Source organism: Pseudomonas saxonica, assembly GCF_007858365.1.
GTDB lineage: Bacteria > Pseudomonadota > Gammaproteobacteria > Pseudomonadales > Pseudomonadaceae > Aquipseudomonas > Aquipseudomonas saxonica.
The window spans coordinates 779544-795808 of record NZ_VFIO01000001.1 but is presented as its reverse complement, the minus strand read 5'-3'; the positions used below and the strand labels follow the sequence as shown (position 1 = coordinate 795808).

Here is a 16265-nt window from a genome sequence, read left to right as displayed (position 1 = left end):
CATGAGAGAGTCGCGTCATTGCCCGGCGGTATTGATCGCCGCACCGGCTTCCGGTCAGGGCAAGACCACCGTTACCGCCGCCTTGGCCCGTTTGCATCGCAATCAGGGGCGTAAGGTTCGAGTATTTAAATGTGGCCCGGATTTTCTCGACCCGATGATCCTCGAGCGTGCCAGTGGTGCGCCGGTGTATCAGGTGGATTTGTGGATGGTGGGTGCAGAGGAAAGCCGCCGTCTGTTATGGGAAGCCGCTGGTGAGGCCGACTTGATCCTGATCGAAGGCGTGATGGGGCTGTTCGACGGCACGCCTTCAAGTGCCGATCTGGCCCGGCATTTCGGGGTGCCGGTGTTGGGTGTGATTGATGGTACGGCCATGGCCCAGACCTTTGGGGCTTTGGCTTTGGGGCTGGCGCGTTATCAACCTGACTTGCCTTTTGCCGGGGTGCTGGCCAACCGGGTGGGTACGGTGCGCCATGCGCAATTGCTGGAAGGCAGTTTGACTGAGGGGCTGCGCTGGTATGGCGCGCTGTCCCGAGAGACCGGCATTGAATTGCCTAGTCGTCATTTGGGCTTGGTACAAGCCAGCGAGCTGAATGACCTGGATGCCCGCCTTGACGCGGCGGCCAATGCCTTGGCCAGTACCTGCGAGGTAGCGCTGCCACCCGCGGTGACGTTTGACGCGCCTGAACCTGTTGTTGTTGAGCCTCTGTTGGCGGGTGTGCGTATTGCGATAGCCCGTGACGAAGCATTTGCCTTCACTTATGGCGCAAGCTTGGCGTTATTGCGAGAGATGGGCGCTCAATTGCTGTTCTTCTCACCGATTCGCGATACTCAATTGCCGGAAGCGGACAGTCTGTATTTACCCGGCGGCTATCCCGAGTTGCATCACCTTGAGCTGTCGCGCAATCACCCGATGCTGGAAGCCATTCGGGCCCACCATGCCAGCGGCAAGCCTTTGCTGGCTGAATGCGGTGGCATGCTTTATCTGCTCAATGCCCTGACCGACGTAGAGGGCCAGCGTGCTGAGCTGGTGGGGTTGCTGGCCGGTGAGGCAACCATGCAAAAACGTCTGGCGGCGTTGGCATTGCAAGCCGTCGAACTGCCTGAAGGGCTGCTGCGTGGTCATACCTACCATCACTCGCTGACCAGTACCGAACTTGAACCCATTGCCCGGGGCTTGAGCCCCAATGGCGGGCGCGGCGCTGAAGCGGTGTATCGCGATGGGCGCATGACTGCGTCTTATGTGCACTTTTACTTTCCGTCCAATCCCCAGGCCATTGCCGCGTTGTTTGCGCCATGCGCCGTGAAGGTGTCATGAGCAACAATGCATTTAGCCCCCTAGAGCGGGCTGCTGTTTACCGAGCCATTGCCGAGCGCCGCGATATGCGCCACTTCATTGGCGGCAGTGTGGCACCTGAACTGCTGTCGCGTTTACTTGAAGCGGCGCATCAGGCCCCGAGCGTAGGGCTGATGCAGCCCTGGCGGTTTATCCGCATCACCGATCGACCTTTGCGCGGCAAGATTCAAGCGTTGGTCGAGGAGGAGCGAGTGCGTACCGCTGAGGCGTTGGGAGAGCGTTCCGATGAGTTCATGACGCTCAAGGTGGAAGGCATCAACGATTGCGCCGAGATCTTGGTGGCTGCGTTGATGGATGACCGCGACAAACATATTTTTGGCCGCCGTACCTTGCCGGAAATGGACATGGCGTCGTTGTCGTGCGCCATTCAAAACCTGTGGCTGGCGGCCCGCGTCGAAGGGCTGGGCATGGGCTGGGTCTCTTTGTTCGAGCCTCAAGCGCTGGCGGACCTGCTGGGTCTACCCGCAGGTGCCAAGCCTCTGGCTGTGCTCTGCCTGGGGCCTGTCGAAGCGTTTTACCCGGCGCCGATGCTGGTGCTGGAAGGGTGGGCGCAAGCACGTCCACTCAGCGAGTTGGTGTATGAGAATTATTGGGGAGTCAGTGCATGAGTGTGGCCTTGCTGTGCGTGGCCGGGGTGGCGATGGATGCGCTGCTCGGAGAACCCAGGCGCTGGCATCCGCTGGTTGCGTTTGGCCGTATGTGCGAGCGCATTGAACGGCGCTTCAACTCCGGCGGACGTGGCTGGCGCAGTCATGGCGTAACGGCTTGGGTGCTGGCGGTGCTGCCTTTGACGGTGCTGGCAACCGCCTTTTCATGGCTGCCTTACATCGGTTGGTTGGTGGATATTGTGGCGCTGTATTGCGCGCTGGGTCTGCGCAGCCTCGGTGAGCACGTGCAACCGGTGGCTCAGGCATTGCGCAGCCATGATCTGGAGGAAGCGCGCACGCGAGTTGGCTACTTGGTCAGTCGCCAGACCAGTGAGCTGGACGCCACCGAGGTGGCTCGTGCAGCCACTGAGTCGGTGCTTGAAAACGGCAGCGATGCAGTGTTCGCAGCGTTGTTCTGGTTTGTCGTGGCCGGTGCGCCGGGTGTGGTGCTCTATCGTCTAAGCAACACGCTGGATGCCATGTGGGGCTATCGCAATGAGCGCTTTGAACGTTTTGGTTGGGCGGCGGCGCGTATTGACGATCTCCTGAACTATATTCCTGCGAGGTTAGTGGCGTTGACCTACGCCGTATTGGGTAATACCAGGCTCGCCATCAAGTGCTGGCGTACACAAGCGCCCAAATGGGACAGCCCAAACGCTGGCCCGGTTATGGCTGCGGGCGCGGGTGCCTTGGCGGTTGAACTGGGCGGCGCCGCGATTTACCACGGTGAGCTGCATGAGCGCCCGCAACTGGGTGAAGGCGCGCCTGCCGACGCCGACGCCATTGACCGGGGCTGGCAACTGGTGCAGCGCGGCGTGTGGTTATGGTTATTGATTCTGTGCGTGGGGAGTGAATTCTATGCTTGAACACGGTGGCCGTTTACGTCAGGCAGTCCTTCATTACGGCATTGCCGAGTCGGACTGGCTGGACTTGTCCAGCGGTCTGGCTCCCTGGCCATTTGCCGTGCCCGACATTCCCGAACGTGCCTGGGCGCGCTTGCCAGAAACCGATGACGGTCTGGAGCACGCCGCCTGTGCTTACTACGGCGCGCCGAACGTGCTGCCCGTGCCAGGTTCACAATGTGCGATACAACTGCTGCCGCGTCTGCGCCGCAGTGGCAAGGTTGGCGTGCTGTCGCCGTGCTACGCCGAACACGCTGAAGCGTGGCGGCGCAGCGGGCACATCGTGCGGGAAATCACGGAAGAAGAAGTCGATTTCTATCTTGAAACACTGGATGTGCTGGTGGTGGTCAACCCCAACAATCCCACCGGTTTGCAGTTGTCGCCCGAGCGTTTGCTTGAGTGGCATGCGCGGCTGGCACAGCGCGGGGGCTGGCTGGTGGTTGACGAGGCTTTTATGGATAACACGCCTGATCTGAGCCTGGCGACCCATAGCTGGCGAACCGGGCTGATTGTGCTGTGTTCATTTGGAAAGTTTTTTGGTCTGGCCGGCGTTCGGCTGGGCTTTGTGCTGGCCGAACTCAAACTGCTCAAGTTGCTGGCCGAGCAGGTTGGACCCTGGGCGGTCAGTGGGCCGACGCGTATTGTCGGCAAGGCATGCCTGCTCGACACGCAAGCCCAGCAACGTCAGCGTGAGCGCAGCGAACTGGCTGGCGGGCGTCTGGCGCGCTTGCTCAGTGCGCACGACTTGCAGCCGCAAGGCGGCTGTGCGCTCTTCCAGTGGTTAATCACGCCCCATGCTGACCGGCTTTACGAATTTATGGCGCAACGCGGAATTTTGCTGCGTCTGTTTCCCCACAATAGCAGTGTGCGTTTTGGCTTGCCCGCAACCGAAGGCGATTGGCTGAGGCTGGAGCAGGCGTTGTTGGCGTTCACCAAGGAAATTCCATGAGCACATTGATGGTGCAGGGCACCACTTCCGATGCCGGTAAAAGCACGCTGGTCACGGCATTGTGCCGCTGGCTGACACGTCAAGACGTGCGCGTGGTGCCGTTCAAACCCCAGAACATGGCGCTGAACAGTGCCGTGACCGCAGAGGGCGGTGAGATTGGTCGCGCACAGGCCGTGCAAGCACAGGCGGCCGGGCTGGCACCGCACACAGACATGAACCCGGTATTGCTCAAGCCCAACAGCGACACAGGCGCGCAGGTGATTATCCATGGCCGTGCGGTGACCAGCATGAATGCCGTGGCGTATCACGATTACAAAGCCATCGCCATGCAAGCGGTGCTGGCCTCGCACCAGCGTTTGAGTGAGCAATACCCTGTGGTGATGGTTGAAGGCGCAGGATCACCGGCAGAGATCAACCTGCGAGCCGGTGATATTGCCAATATGGGCTTTGCCGAAGCGGTCGACTGTCCGGTGATTCTGATCGCTGACATCAACCGTGGCGGGGTGTTTGCGCATCTGGTCGGAACCCTTGAACTGCTGTCCCCCACGGAACAGGCTCGGGTCAAAGGTTTCATCATCAATCGTTTTCGAGGCGACATTGCCTTGTTGCAGCCGGGACTCGACTGGCTGGAGCAGCGTACCGGCAAGCCAGTGATTGGCGTGTTGCCGTATGTGATGGACCTGCACCTTGAGGCCGAAGACGGTATAGATCAGCGTCAAACCGACAAGGTGGAGCAGGTGCTGAATGTGGTCGTGCCGGTGCTGCCGCGAATCAGCAATCACACCGATTTCGACCCGTTGCGTTTGCACCCGCAAGTGAACTTGCAGTTTGTCGGGCCGGGCCAGCCCATTCCGCCTGCGGATTTGATCATCCTTCCGGGCTCCAAAAGCGTGCGCAGTGATCTTGCCTATTTGCGCGCCAATGGTTGGGACACGGCCATCCGCCGTCACTTGCGATACGGCGGCAAAGTTCTGGGCATTTGCGGCGGTCTGCAGATGCTCGGTGAGCAGGTGCACGACCCGCTTGGGCTTGAAGGGCCTGCGGGTTCGAGCGATGGGCTGGGCTTGCTGGCCTTCAGTACCGAGCTGGCAGCCGAGAAACAGCTGCGCAATGTGCGCGGGCATTTGACGTTGGAAAACGCAGCGGTCAGCGGTTATGAAATTCATGCGGGCGTGACAACAGGCGCAGGGCTGGAGTTGCCAGCGGTGCACTTGCAGGACGGTCGTTGTGATGGCGCACAAAGTCTGGACGGGCACGTGCTTGGCACCTATTTGCACGGCTTGTTTGAATCACCCGCTGCGTGCAGTGCACTGCTGCGTTGGGCCGGCTTGCAGGATGTGCAGGAGGTGGATTATCACGCTTTGCGCGAGCGCGATATTGAGCGCCTGGCAGATCTGGTTGAGAACCATCTGGACACGGCGTATCTGCGTGAGTTGTGCGGTGTTGCACTGCATGTCTCGTAGCGGCTGCCGAAGGCTGCGTGCCGTGGCGTAGCCGCCGCACATCAGGCGTTGCATTCCTTCGGGGGCATCACGGTTCAACTATTTACGATCGCTGCGCTATCGGACGTCGCCTTCGGCAACTGCTACGGGGATTTAATACATGCTGCAACTGATTTTGGGCGGTGCCCGCTCCGGTAAAAGTCGGCTGGCCGAAAAGCTTGCTGCTGAATCGGGCTTCGCTGTCACTTACATTGCCACCAGCCAACCGCTGGACGGCGAGATGAACGAGCGCGTGCGCCATCATCGGGAGCGTCGCCCCGGGCATTGGGCGCTGATCGAGGAGCCGCTCGAGCTGGCCCGAGTGCTGCGCGAGAGCGCGCGCGAGGACACTTTTATCCTGGTTGATTGCTTGACGCTCTGGCTGACTAACTTGCTGATGCTGGAAAGCCCGCAGCGTTTGAATGCCGAGCGTGATGCACTGCTGGCGTGCCTGGCTGAACTGCCGGGGCAAATTGTTTTTGTCAGTAACGAAACTGGAATGGGCGTCATACCGATGGGCGAGTTGACGCGTCGTTATGTCGATGAAGCCGGTTGGTTGCATCAAGCCTTGGCCGAGCGTTGCCAGCGCGTGGTGCTGACAGTCGCGGGCCTGCCCCTGACATTGAAAGGAACTGCATTATGAGTACTCCGTGGTGGCTGCAACCGTGCCAGTCGGTTGACCTGCAACAAACGGCGGCGGCTGTCGCGCGACAGCAACAACTGACCAAACCGGCGGGGTCACTGGGCCAGCTGGAAGCGCTGGCCGTGCAACTGGCTGGCCTGCAAGGTTGCTTGAAACCCCGTGCCGACAAACTCTGGATTGCCATTTTCGCGGGTGATCACGGCGTGGTGGCGGAGGGCGTTTCGGCCTACCCGCAAGCGGTCACCGGGCAAATGCTGCATAACTTTGTCAACGGCGGTGCGGCAATCAGCGTGTTGGCGCGTCAGTTGGGTGCGCAACTGGATGTGGTGGATTTGGGCACTGTCACGCCGATGCTTAATCTTGCAGGTGTACGTCACTTGCAACTGGGTGCTGGCACCGCCAATTTTGCCCACGGCCCGGCGATGTCTGACGGCCAAGGGCTAAAAGCATTGCAGGCAGGACGGGACAGTGTGCTCCGTGCACGTGAGGTCAACAGCGAACTGTTTATCGGCGGCGAAATGGGCATCGGCAATACAGCGTCTGCCAGCGCCGTGGCCAGTGCGTTACTGGACTGTCCTGCATCGCACTTGACCGGGCCGGGCACAGGTCTGGATGCAGCGGGTGTGAGCCATAAAGCCCGTGTCATAGATCGCGCGCTCGCGTTTCACGAGGGCTACCTGGACGATCCATTACAGACGTTGTTCCGCTTGGGTGGTTTTGAAATTGCTGCACTGGTGGGGGCTTATGTGGCCTGCGCTCAGGAAGGCATCGTTGCCTTGGTTGACGGTTTCATTTGCACGGTCGCCGCGATGGTCGCAGTGCGTTTGAATCCCGAGTGCCGTCAGTGGATGATCTTCAGTCATCGTGGGGCCGAGCAGGGCCATCGTCATGTTCTTGAAAGTTTGCAGGCACAGCCCTTGCTCGATTTGGGCTTGCGTTTGGGCGAAGGCAGTGGCGCTGCTTTGGCCGTGCCGTTGATCCGCCTGGCCTGTGACCTGCATGGCCAAATGGCGACCTTCGCTGAAGCGGCTGTGGCGGATCGCCCGGCATGACGGTGCAGCTGGATTTGCTTCGTCACGGTGAAACGGAACTGGGTGGTGGCTTGCGTGGCAGTCTTGACGATGCGCTGACAGCCCGGGGCTGGGAGCAAATGCGAGCAGCCGTCAAAGGCCAAGGCCCATGGCAGCGCATAGTCAGTTCACCGCTGCAGCGATGTGCGTTCTTCGCCCGCGAGCTGGCAGAACAACTGGACGTGCCGTTGACCTTCGAGAAAGACCTGCAAGAACTGCATTTTGGCGAGTGGGAAGGGCGCACCGCGGCTGCGCTGATGGAAACAGACGCTGAGGCGCTGGGCCGTTTCTGGTCAGATCCTTACGCATTTACTCCGCCAGGTGCTGAGCCGGTCATAGCGTTTGCCACTCGAGTACTGACCGCCGCCGGGCGTTTGCAGCAGCGCTATGAGGGTGAGCGGGTGTTGGTCGTCTGCCACGGTGGTGTCATGAAGTTGCTGTTGGCGCAGGCACGTGGTTTGCCCCGTGAACAGCTGTTGCAGATACCTGTGGTCAATGGCGCTCTGTTTTCATTGCACGTTCGCGCTGGCGGCTTGTTGAGCGAGGCAGGCTGACATGTTGCCTTTCTGGATCGCCTTACAGTTCTTGAGCAGTTTGCCCATTACTTTGCCGGGCATGCCAAAACCTCAAGAGCTGGGACGTTCGCTGCTGTTTTACCCGTTGGTGGGCGTGCTCTTCGGCGGGGTGTTATGGGGCGTCAGCGCGCTGTTGGCGGGTATACCGCTGATGTTGCACGCAGCCTTGCTGCTGACTGTTTGGGTGCTGCTCAGTGGCGGGCTTCATCTGGATGGGCTGGCTGACAGTGCCGATGCCTGGCTAGGCGGTTTTGGTGATCGTGAGCGCACGTTAACCATCATGAAAGACCCGCGTAGTGGTCCGATTGCCGTGGTTGTCTTGGTGTTGGTGCTGCTGTTGAAGTTCTGTGCCTTGCTGGCGTTGATCGAGCACCATCAGGCGATGGTTTTGGTGATTGTGCCCGTGATTGGTCGCAGCGCTTTGCTGGGTGTGTTTCTGACAACACCTTATGTGCGGGCAGGCGGTTTGGGCCAAGCACTGGCGGATCATTTGCCACGCAAGGCGGGGTGGTGGGTATTGGCGGGAAGTGCGTTTGTGTGCGTGGCGCTGGCCGGGTATGCAGGGCTGTGGGCTCTAGCGTTGGCAACTCTGGGATTCGTCTGGTTGCGCCACGTGATGATGCGCCGTCTGGCAGGCACCACGGGCGATACAGCCGGAGCGTTGCTGGAGTTGCTTGAAGTGTTGGTGTTGGTAGGGTTGGCGTTATAAAGGGTATTTGTGACGCTTAAATCTTGATTCTCCATTATTGCGGGTATATACATACAATATGTTACCAACCCAGTGTTTATGCACCAACCTGCGGCGTGCCTCGCGAGGCATCAGCAGGCATTACGACGGCGCCCTTGATGGCTTTGGGATCAACGTTGCGCAGTTTTCCTTGATGACTAACCTCAAGCGCCTCGACCAGCCGAGCATTTCCAGTCTGGCTGAAGCGATGGGGTTGGACCGCAGCACTTTGGGACGCAATTTGCGCGTTCTCGAAGGTGTCGGCCTGGTGAAGCTGGCAGAGGGCGAAGATCAACGCAACCGGCTGGTGTGCCTGACCGAAGAGGGAGAGAGGCGTCTCACGGCAGCCACGCCTGCATGGGAAGCCGCGCAGCAGCGTCTTGTCGACCGTCTGGGTGAAGAGCGTCGCGAACAATTGTTGCAGCTGTTGGATGAATTGGCGGGTTCCGAATGAGGCGCCTGTTACACGATTAAACATGGGTATATACCCGCGCTTGGAGAATAATAATGACAACGGTGTGGCGTAACAGTGCCTGGGTGCTCTTGGGCAGTGCGTTGATTTTGGCACTGTCCTTGGGGGTGAGGCACGGGTTCGGGCTGTTCTTGCCACCCATGAGTGCGCAATTTGGCTGGGGGCGCGAGGTGTTCGCGTTTGCCATTGCCTTGCAGAATCTGATCTGGGGTTTGGCACAGCCTTTTACCGGCGCGTTGGCTGATCGGTTTGGCGCGGCCAAAGTGGTCATTATTGGCGGTGTTCTGTACGCCGTTGGCCTTGTGTTGATGGGGTTGTCGGACTCGCTGCTGTCGTTGTCGCTAAGTGCCGGCTTGTTGATTGGCATCGGACTTTCAGGCACGTCTTTTTCGGTGATTTTGGGCGTCGTGGGGCGCGCCTTGCCTCCTGAAAAACGCAGCATGGGCATGGGTATTGCCAGTGCTGCAGGGTCTTTCGGTCAGTTTGCGATGTTGCCGGGAACCCTGGGCCTTATTGGCTGGTTAGGCTGGTCATCTGCCTTGCTGGTGCTGGGGCTGCTGGTGGCGCTGATCATACCGCTGGTCTCCCTGCTCAAAGACCGGCCCATGCCCAACCTGGGGGGTGAGCAAACGCTTAAACAAGCACTCAGTGAAGCTTGCTCGCACTCGGGGTTCTGGTTGTTGGCCTTCGGATTTTTTGTCTGCGGCTTTCAGGTCGTCTTTATCGGTATCCATCTGCCGGCTTATCTGGTGGATCAGCATTTGCCTGCCACGGTCGGCACAACGGTGTTGGCGCTGATTGGTCTGTTCAACATATTTGGCACCTATACGGCGGGATGGCTCGGTGGGCGTATGTCCAAACCTCGTTTGCTGACCGGGTTATATCTGGCGCGGGCGGTGGTGATCGTATTGTTTCTTTGGGCGCCGGTAACACACATCAGCGCGTATCTGTTTGGTATGGCCATGGGCTTCTTGTGGCTCTCCACTGTGCCGTTGACCAATGGCACCGTCGCTACCATGTTCGGGGTGCGTAATCTGTCCATGCTGGGCGGAATCGTGTTTCTCTTTCATCAGTTGGGCGCTTTCCTCGGAGGCTGGCTGGGCGGCGTGGTCTATGATCAGACCGGCAGCTACGACATCATCTGGCAGGTCTCGATTGTATTGAGCCTGCTGGCAGCAGCCTTGAACTGGCCAGTGCGCGAGCGTCCAGTGGCACGGTTGCAGGCCCAAGGGAGTCTGGCATGAATAGGACATGGTTAGGGGTGGTTGCTGTGAGTGCCGGTTTTGTCTTGCTGGCACTGACGTGGTGGGGTTGGCACCAAGGTGGGCTGGCTATGATGCAATTGGGTATGGGCACTTGCTAGGCGCTCTACGAAATCAATCTGCGCTCGGTTATGCGTCGTTGAAAACCGGCTCGTGCGCGAGTCCGGCTGTTCCTCGCCTGTTTTCGCTTTGCTTAACCTTCGCGCGAAAACATTTCGTACAGACCCTAAGCTTCTTGATTAAGGAAAACCATAATGTTTAAGCGCTGGGTTGCGATGCCTGTATTGCTGTTGGCCTGTGCCGGTTCGGTCTGGGCCGCTGACTGTCCGCCACTGCTGGAGGGCTCGCTGCCCAAGTTACGGGCAAAGGAATCAATCGACCTGTGTGAGCGATTTGCCGGCAAGCCTTTATTGATCGTCAATACTGCGAGTTTTTGCGGTTTTGCTCCGCAATTCAAAGGGTTGGAAGCGCTGAACAAGCGATTTAATTCGCAAGGCCTTGAGTTGATTGGAGTGCCTTCGGATGACTTTAAACAAGAAGCCAAGGACGGCGAAGAGACCGCCAAGGTCTGCTATGTCAATTATGGCGTCACGTTTACCATGATCGATCCGCAAAAAGTGCGAGGAGATGATGCAACGCATATGTTTAAAGTGTTGGCAGAACAGAGCAGTGCACCAAAGTGGAACTTCTACAAGTATGTCGTTGATCGAAAAGGCAATGTCATTGCCAATTTTTCAAGTCTGACCAAACCGGATGATCCAGAACTGATTGAGGCGATCAATAAAGCCATCGCTTCTAAGTCCTGACCGTTCTCCATTGAAAAGCCCCGCCTCTAAAAGAGAGCGGGGCTTTTTTAACTCAGTGGGCAATGAATCATGCGCACAGTGAATTAGAACTTGTAGGTTGCACCTACTGCGAAACCGTTAGCACTGTTTTCATACTTGGCGCTGTAAGAGTTGAGTTGGTTCGAGTCATGAACTTTCACCGATTCTTCTTTCAGGTACGAATACGCGGCGTCGATGGTCAGGTTTTCATTGACGGCATAACCGGCACCCAAGCTGAAAATCGTACGGTCGCCAGTAGGAATGCGCGGCGAACGGTTTTCGTTATTGGTCGGCGACTGATCCCATGACAGGCCGGTGCGCAGGATCCACTGTTTGTTCAACTGGTAGGACGTACCGATAGCGTATGCCCAGGTATCATGCCAGTTCTGTTCTTCCTTGATGGTGCCCAATAGTGCAGCACCGATACCACCTGAGTTAACCGGGCTGACACCGTCGTTTTTCACGGTGATATCTTTCAGGCGACTCCAGCGCGTCCAGGTAGTACCCGCATAGACTCTCCATGCATCACTCAGTTCTTGAGTGACGGAAAGGTCATAGGATTCTGGGGTATCAATCGACAGCGAAGCGTCGTAACGATTGCTCTTCATCAGCTGTGCCGGGGTGCCGGCTGCAGCGGAAACTTTGGTATGCCCATCAAGATCGTAGCTGACCTTGGAGTGATAAGTCAGGCCGACGCGAGTTGTGTCGGTTGCCTGAACCAGCACGCCGATGTTGAAACCCAGAGCGGTATCGGTGCCCTTGATTTCTACGTTGGTGTCACCAAACGCCGGGTTGAGGGTAAGGTCAGATTCGAGCGTGCCGGAAATGTGGTTAATGGTCGGGCCGAAACCCACCGACACGCGATCATTGAAGGCATAACTGACAGTTGGCTGGAGCGTTATAACTTTGACTTCGCTCTTCTTGCCGAACGCGCGACCCTGGAAACCGCTTTCATAATCGGTCACCAGGCCGAAAGGTGCGTATACCCCAAAACCGACCGCCCATTGGTCATTCAGTTTGTTGGTATAAAAACCCATCGGGACGCCAGTAAAGGGAACCATGTCACCTTTATTGGTACCAGGGTATCTACCTGAAGCATCTTTAATGTCGGTCGACGCGTCAATTACAGCGATGCCGCCAGTAATTTGCTGGCCGCTAAGGCGGGACATACCGGCAGGGTTGCCAAACACGGTACTTGCATCGTCGGCAATAGACGAGCGACCTGCGAAACCGGTCCCCATGCCGCTAATGCTTTGTTCGTTAAGTGCGAAGCCACTTGCGAAAATCTGACTGGAAGCCAAAGTGACGGCGAGGCTAAGTGTGGTCTTGAGCATTACTTTTTTCATTATTAGAACTCCTTTTGATCACCGGACGAAAGCTACCAACATTTTTAATTAAGCGCTATAGGCTAATTCGCAGAAGTTAACGTTGTTTTGTAGGACAATCCGTACGGTTTTAGATCTTTTTTATAATAGTGTGCGTGGTTGAAAATTTAAGCCACTTGGTTGAGGGGTGTAACACAGCTGCGCCATGCATTAGCAAAATCGCGCAAACGTCCTTGTGGTTCAAAGGCTTGGCGCCAGACTCTTGCCATGCCTTGTATGTCATCCGCGGCTGGGATCGACACATGAAGCTGTTCTATCAGCAGCCAGGCAATAGCCGTGGCGTACCGTAAATTAACGGTGAGTTCGAGGTGAGGGTTGCCTAAAAAGGCATGCTGACTGGCCAGTCCGCGAACCAGGCTCGCCAGGTCAGGCGTTTGGGCAAGGTAGTTATCCCAAAGCGCGGCATGCCGAGGTTCGCGAATACAGTACAGGCCATGGCCCCGACGGTCGTGCAGGGCAGCCCCTAAATTTGACTGGCTGGCGGCAATACCCAGTAACAAGGTTTCTGCATTTGGATTGTTCTGACCCAGATACGCAAGCGTGGGTCTTATGACGTACAGACTCAACTCTTTGGCAGCGATACCCATAATGTCCTCGACGCCTGTAAATGGCCGGCGACCCACAAGGGCTTGGCAGCAATGAGTCGGAAGGGGTCGCCGGAAGCGGGTGATACCGCTTAACTTGAAGTCTAGTGTCATATATCAGCTGTAAAGGACTGTTTTTAAAACATTTACAGCATCGAGGGGTTCGCTATATATCTGCAAGTACTTAAGCGCTACCGGATATTTCTTAAATGGCAGGCAATAAAAAGCCCCGCTGATAGGGCAGGGCTTTTGGAGTGACGCTCAGGTTTTCAGGCGACCAGCGCCTGACGAGTACGGTCGATCACAGCTTGCAGGGGTTCTGCGCTGGAATATTGATCGGGGTACAGGCGTTCGCTGTGACGTGCGATACCGTGTTCGTTGACCAGAGTGAAGCTGAAGCATCCTTTGCGAGCGGCCATAATCAGGCAGTTCATTGGGGCAAAGGCGTTGGTTAGGGTGCGAATGGCATCCTGAGTATGGATTTGAGTCGACATAGTTATTAGGTGTTCCTACAAATGACACGGATATGATCCGTGCTGCGTTAAAACGTTCCAGTAACGTCGAGCTATCTTTGGCTTGACGAAGAACCTGACTGGAACAAAGCCGCCAGTTGTAGCGCATAAATTATGTGGCGCTTGGGCTGGCAGGTAGGTACTTAGGAGGGCAGGCAATCACAACGGGAGCTAAGGTTCCATGCTCGGGGTGAAGATCCTGATCAATTTGCAGGTTGGTTCGGTCAGAATAAAGTGCTTCGCGCTACCCTTTGGTTTTCAAAGGCCGTAGCGTCACAAGATTTACCTGGAAACCATCGAGGGGGTCGATCCTGTTTTTCAGCGTTTCTTCGACTTTATGGAAGATGGCGTAAGGATTTGTTCGGCCCGAATTGACTTTCAGCTTGGTACTAACGCTGCGGATAGTAACCAGTTGAAAATTTAAATGCAAGTGTGCTAGTGAAAATACTTTCTGTAGGGGGTCGATTAGGACTGATTGCCTTAGGGGGAATTTTGGGGGGCTTTAGTCCATTTTTAGCGTAGTTGCGGTAGTGGCTTAATGGACTGTAGTCATTTGAAAGGGCGGCCTGACTGCGGTCCACGCCAGAGCGTTGCCTACAAGATTGAGCTTTTTTTTGCCCCGGTTTGTGCAGCGCAAATGGACTTGTGCACATTAATGGCGCGGCGCGAAAAATGGCTTGGCAGGCAAGGGTGCGGGCTCGCCTAGCCTGTTTGGCAAATTTAAGTCAATGAAAAACATCGTTTTTTATAGTTGGTGAAAAAATCGTCAGTTTGACCCTAGGCCGCATGGGATGGGCGTTTGCGAGGGTTTCTGTAGGGTTGTCCACTGACTTATCCACAGGATCTGTGGATTGTCCCGTGCGCTTGCTCTAGATCGCGGGTATAGACCTTTTTGGGCTTTACCAAGATGAAAAAAGGAGTAGAGTGGCGCGCCTTCTGTTCTGCCCTACAGTATTTTATGAAGTTTCGCACAACTACTGCTTCCGCAGCTCGCCCGACCACGCCCTCTGATGCCCCCAAGCGCTTTTCGCTGCGGGTTGCTATCTGGCTGCTGGATAACCCTCGTCTGGGCGCTAACCCCAGCGTCAAGCATGTTGCAGGCCACTTGCTGAAACAACCTGCCCGCCAAGGTGTGGTATTGGCGCAAAGCCGTTTAGGGCAATTGATGTGCCGTGACTGTGGAAGCGCCCGCGACCGGCGAATCGGCCACGAGCTTTTGCGTCAGGCCGCACGTGCTGGAGACCGCGTAGCGCAGCAAGAACTGAGCAAAAACGAAGGCTGAGCTGTCTTCGGCCTTGCAGCTTGGTTAACCTTGCTCTTTTAGCGCGTGCGGAGGGGTTATGACCCTGGACTTGAACAGCTTTTTGCTGGGCCTTTTGGTGTCAGGTGTGCCGCTGTTGGCGCTCCTCTGGCAGTTACAGCGCCGTTACAGTGCTCATCCCGCTGAATTGGCAATGCTTAATGAACGCCTGAATTTGGCGCTGTTGGCGCAAGAGGAGCTTAGCGCTCAGCTGGATGCCGGCCGTGATGAGATCAGTGATCTGGGGCAGGCCAACTCTGCCAAGCAAGCCGAGCTTGCCGCGCTGCGTCGAGAGGTTGAGCTGTCGCAGGTGGAGCGCGATAACTCACGTGATGCTGCTCATGCCTGGAGTGTCGAACGCAGCCTCAAGGAAACTGAGTTGCGCCGCCTGGACGCTCACGCCGCCGCGCTGGCCGCCGAATTGCGCGAACAGCAAGACAGCCATCAGCAACGACTCAATGACCTGCAAGGTTCACGCGATGAGTTGCGGGCGCAATTTGCTGAGCTGGCGGGCAAAATTTTCGATGAGCGCGAGCAGCGTTTCGCCGAGACCAGCAATGAACGCCTGGGTCAGTTGCTTGATCCGCTGAAAGAGCGCATCCAATCATTCGAGAAGCGGGTAGAAGAAAGCTACCAGCAAGAAGCGCGTGAAAGATTCTCCCTGGCCAAAGAGCTTGAGCGTTTGCAGCAGCTCAATTTGCGCCTGAGCGATGAAGCCACCAACCTGACTCGGGCCCTTAAAGGGCAGAAAACCCAAGGCAACTGGGGCGAGCTGATTCTTGAGCGCGTACTGGAGCATGCCGGGCTGGAGAAGGGGCGTGAGTATCAAACTCAGGTCAGCCTCAAAGGGCCCGATGGCGAGCGCTTTCAGCCTGACGTTTTGATCATGCTGCCGGGTGACAAGCAAGTGGTGGTCGACTCCAAGGTGAGCCTGACGGCGTATCAACAATATGTCAGTGCCGATGACGACGTGATCGGGCAGGCCGCGCTTAAACAGCATGTACTGTCACTGCGTAATCATGTGAAGGGCTTGGCCGGTAAAGACTATAAGCGTCTTGAGGGGCTGCACAGCCTGGACTTCGTCCTGTTGTTTGTACCCATCGAAGCGGCTTTTTCAGCTGCCCTGCAAGCTGAGCCTAATCTGTTTCAGGAAGCCTTCGATCGCAACATTGTGATTGTCAGTCCAACCACCTTGCTCGCGACCTTGCGGGTGATCGACAGTCTCTGGAAGCAGGAACGTCAGAGCCAGAATGCTCGAGAAATCGCTGAGCGTGCGGGTTGGCTGTATGACAAGTTCGTGCTCTTTATTCAGGATCTGGATGAGGTCGGCAATCGGCTGCAACAACTGGATAAAGCCTATGCAGCGGCTCGCAACAAATTGACAGACGGGCGCGGCAATCTGGTCAGCCGCAGTGAGCAGTTGAAATTGTTGGGGGCGCGAGCCAGCAAAAGTTTGCCGACAGAACTGCTGGAACGCGCGATGGCTGATGTTGATGGCGTCGCTCACCCCGCCGAGTAAAGCATGGTTGACCGTAGGAGCCTTCGTCCCTCGTCAGCGACTATCAGGAGGGACGGCGT

General features: G+C 57.0%; 18 protein-coding genes. 15 read left to right on the top strand and 3 right to left on the bottom strand.

The annotated features are described in order from the left end of the window. Position 1: 1 nt before the first annotated feature. From FJD38_RS03730 to FJD38_RS03675, 13 genes are all read left to right on the top strand, one after another. On the top strand, positions 2-1315 hold the full coding sequence (locus FJD38_RS03730) for a cobyrinic acid a,c-diamide synthase CobB (protein ID WP_146383961.1): 1314 nt from the start codon (positions 2-4) through the stop codon (positions 1313-1315). Further along, entirely contained in the window at positions 1312-1962 is a 651-nt protein-coding gene (bluB, locus tag FJD38_RS03725) for a 5,6-dimethylbenzimidazole synthase (protein WP_146383959.1), read from the top strand. Before FJD38_RS03730 ends, bluB begins: the two co-directional genes overlap by 4 nt. Then, positions 1959-2867, top strand: a complete 909-nt coding sequence (gene cbiB / locus FJD38_RS03720; RefSeq protein WP_146383957.1) for an adenosylcobinamide-phosphate synthase CbiB — start codon at positions 1959-1961, stop codon at positions 2865-2867. The genes bluB and cbiB overlap by 4 nt, the downstream gene beginning before the upstream one ends. Then, positions 2860-3852 (top strand): threonine-phosphate decarboxylase CobD, encoded by a 993-nt coding sequence (gene cobD / locus FJD38_RS03715; protein ID WP_122784621.1) that lies wholly within the window; start codon positions 2860-2862, stop codon positions 3850-3852. The genes cbiB and cobD overlap by 8 nt, the downstream gene beginning before the upstream one ends. Then, positions 3849-5315: a cobyric acid synthase gene (locus tag FJD38_RS03710; RefSeq protein WP_146383955.1), complete on the top strand. Its 1467-nt coding sequence runs from the start codon at positions 3849-3851 to the stop codon at positions 5313-5315. Before cobD ends, FJD38_RS03710 begins: the two co-directional genes overlap by 4 nt. Before the next feature lie 139 nt (positions 5316-5454). After that, positions 5455-5976, top strand: coding sequence for a bifunctional adenosylcobinamide kinase/adenosylcobinamide-phosphate guanylyltransferase (gene cobU / locus FJD38_RS03705; protein ID WP_146383953.1), 522 nt, complete (start codon positions 5455-5457; stop codon positions 5974-5976). Further along, positions 5973-7028: a nicotinate-nucleotide--dimethylbenzimidazole phosphoribosyltransferase gene (cobT, locus tag FJD38_RS03700; protein ID WP_146383951.1), complete on the top strand. Its 1056-nt coding sequence runs from the start codon at positions 5973-5975 to the stop codon at positions 7026-7028. Before cobU ends, cobT begins: the two co-directional genes overlap by 4 nt. Beyond that, a complete protein-coding gene (cobC, locus tag FJD38_RS03695; protein ID WP_146383949.1) occupies positions 7025-7600 on the top strand; it encodes an alpha-ribazole phosphatase family protein in 576 nt (191 codons plus the stop codon). Before cobT ends, cobC begins: the two co-directional genes overlap by 4 nt. Position 7601: 1 nt before the next feature. Continuing rightward, positions 7602-8330, top strand: coding sequence for an adenosylcobinamide-GDP ribazoletransferase (locus tag FJD38_RS03690; protein ID WP_146383948.1), 729 nt, complete (start codon positions 7602-7604; stop codon positions 8328-8330). 58 nt (positions 8331-8388) lie between these two features. Beyond that, entirely contained in the window at positions 8389-8802 is a 414-nt protein-coding gene (locus FJD38_RS03685; RefSeq protein WP_122784615.1) for a MarR family winged helix-turn-helix transcriptional regulator, read from the top strand. A 53-nt stretch (positions 8803-8855) separates the two neighbouring features. Then, on the top strand, positions 8856-10064 hold the full coding sequence (locus FJD38_RS03680; protein WP_122784614.1) for an MFS transporter: 1209 nt from the start codon (positions 8856-8858) through the stop codon (positions 10062-10064). Beyond that, positions 10061-10183: a hypothetical protein gene (locus FJD38_RS24965; RefSeq protein WP_267904032.1), complete on the top strand. Its 123-nt coding sequence runs from the start codon at positions 10061-10063 to the stop codon at positions 10181-10183. The genes FJD38_RS03680 and FJD38_RS24965 overlap by 4 nt, the downstream gene beginning before the upstream one ends. A 153-nt stretch (positions 10184-10336) precedes the next feature. Next, positions 10337-10888: a glutathione peroxidase gene (locus tag FJD38_RS03675; protein WP_146383945.1), complete on the top strand. Its 552-nt coding sequence runs from the start codon at positions 10337-10339 to the stop codon at positions 10886-10888. 83 nt (positions 10889-10971) lie between these two features. Here the strand turns inward: FJD38_RS03675 and FJD38_RS03670 are convergent, their stop codons facing one another. The 3 genes from FJD38_RS03670 to FJD38_RS03660 form a co-directional block, all read right to left on the bottom strand. After that, the gene (locus tag FJD38_RS03670) at positions 10972-12252 is read right to left on the bottom strand and encodes an OmpP1/FadL family transporter (RefSeq protein ID WP_122784612.1); all 1281 of its coding nucleotides are present in this window, start codon (positions 12250-12252) and stop codon (positions 10972-10974) included. Between the two features lie 146 nt (positions 12253-12398). Next, on the bottom strand, positions 12399-12878 hold the full coding sequence (locus FJD38_RS03665; RefSeq protein ID WP_122784611.1) for a hypothetical protein: 480 nt from the start codon (positions 12876-12878) through the stop codon (positions 12399-12401). A gap of 266 nt (positions 12879-13144) precedes the next feature. Further along, positions 13145-13369: a hypothetical protein gene (locus tag FJD38_RS03660; protein ID WP_003214941.1), complete on the bottom strand. Its 225-nt coding sequence runs from the start codon at positions 13367-13369 to the stop codon at positions 13145-13147. Between the two features lie 976 nt (positions 13370-14345). On the opposite strand from FJD38_RS03660, the gene FJD38_RS03655 reads away from it, so the two are divergent. Further along, positions 14346-14669: an SEL1-like repeat protein gene (locus FJD38_RS03655; protein WP_122784610.1), complete on the top strand. Its 324-nt coding sequence runs from the start codon at positions 14346-14348 to the stop codon at positions 14667-14669. Positions 14670-14841: 172 nt separating this feature from the next. Beyond that, the gene (locus FJD38_RS03650; RefSeq protein ID WP_167654244.1) at positions 14842-16206 is read left to right on the top strand and encodes a DNA recombination protein RmuC; all 1365 of its coding nucleotides are present in this window, start codon (positions 14842-14844) and stop codon (positions 16204-16206) included. Positions 16207-16265: the final 59 nt, after the last annotated feature.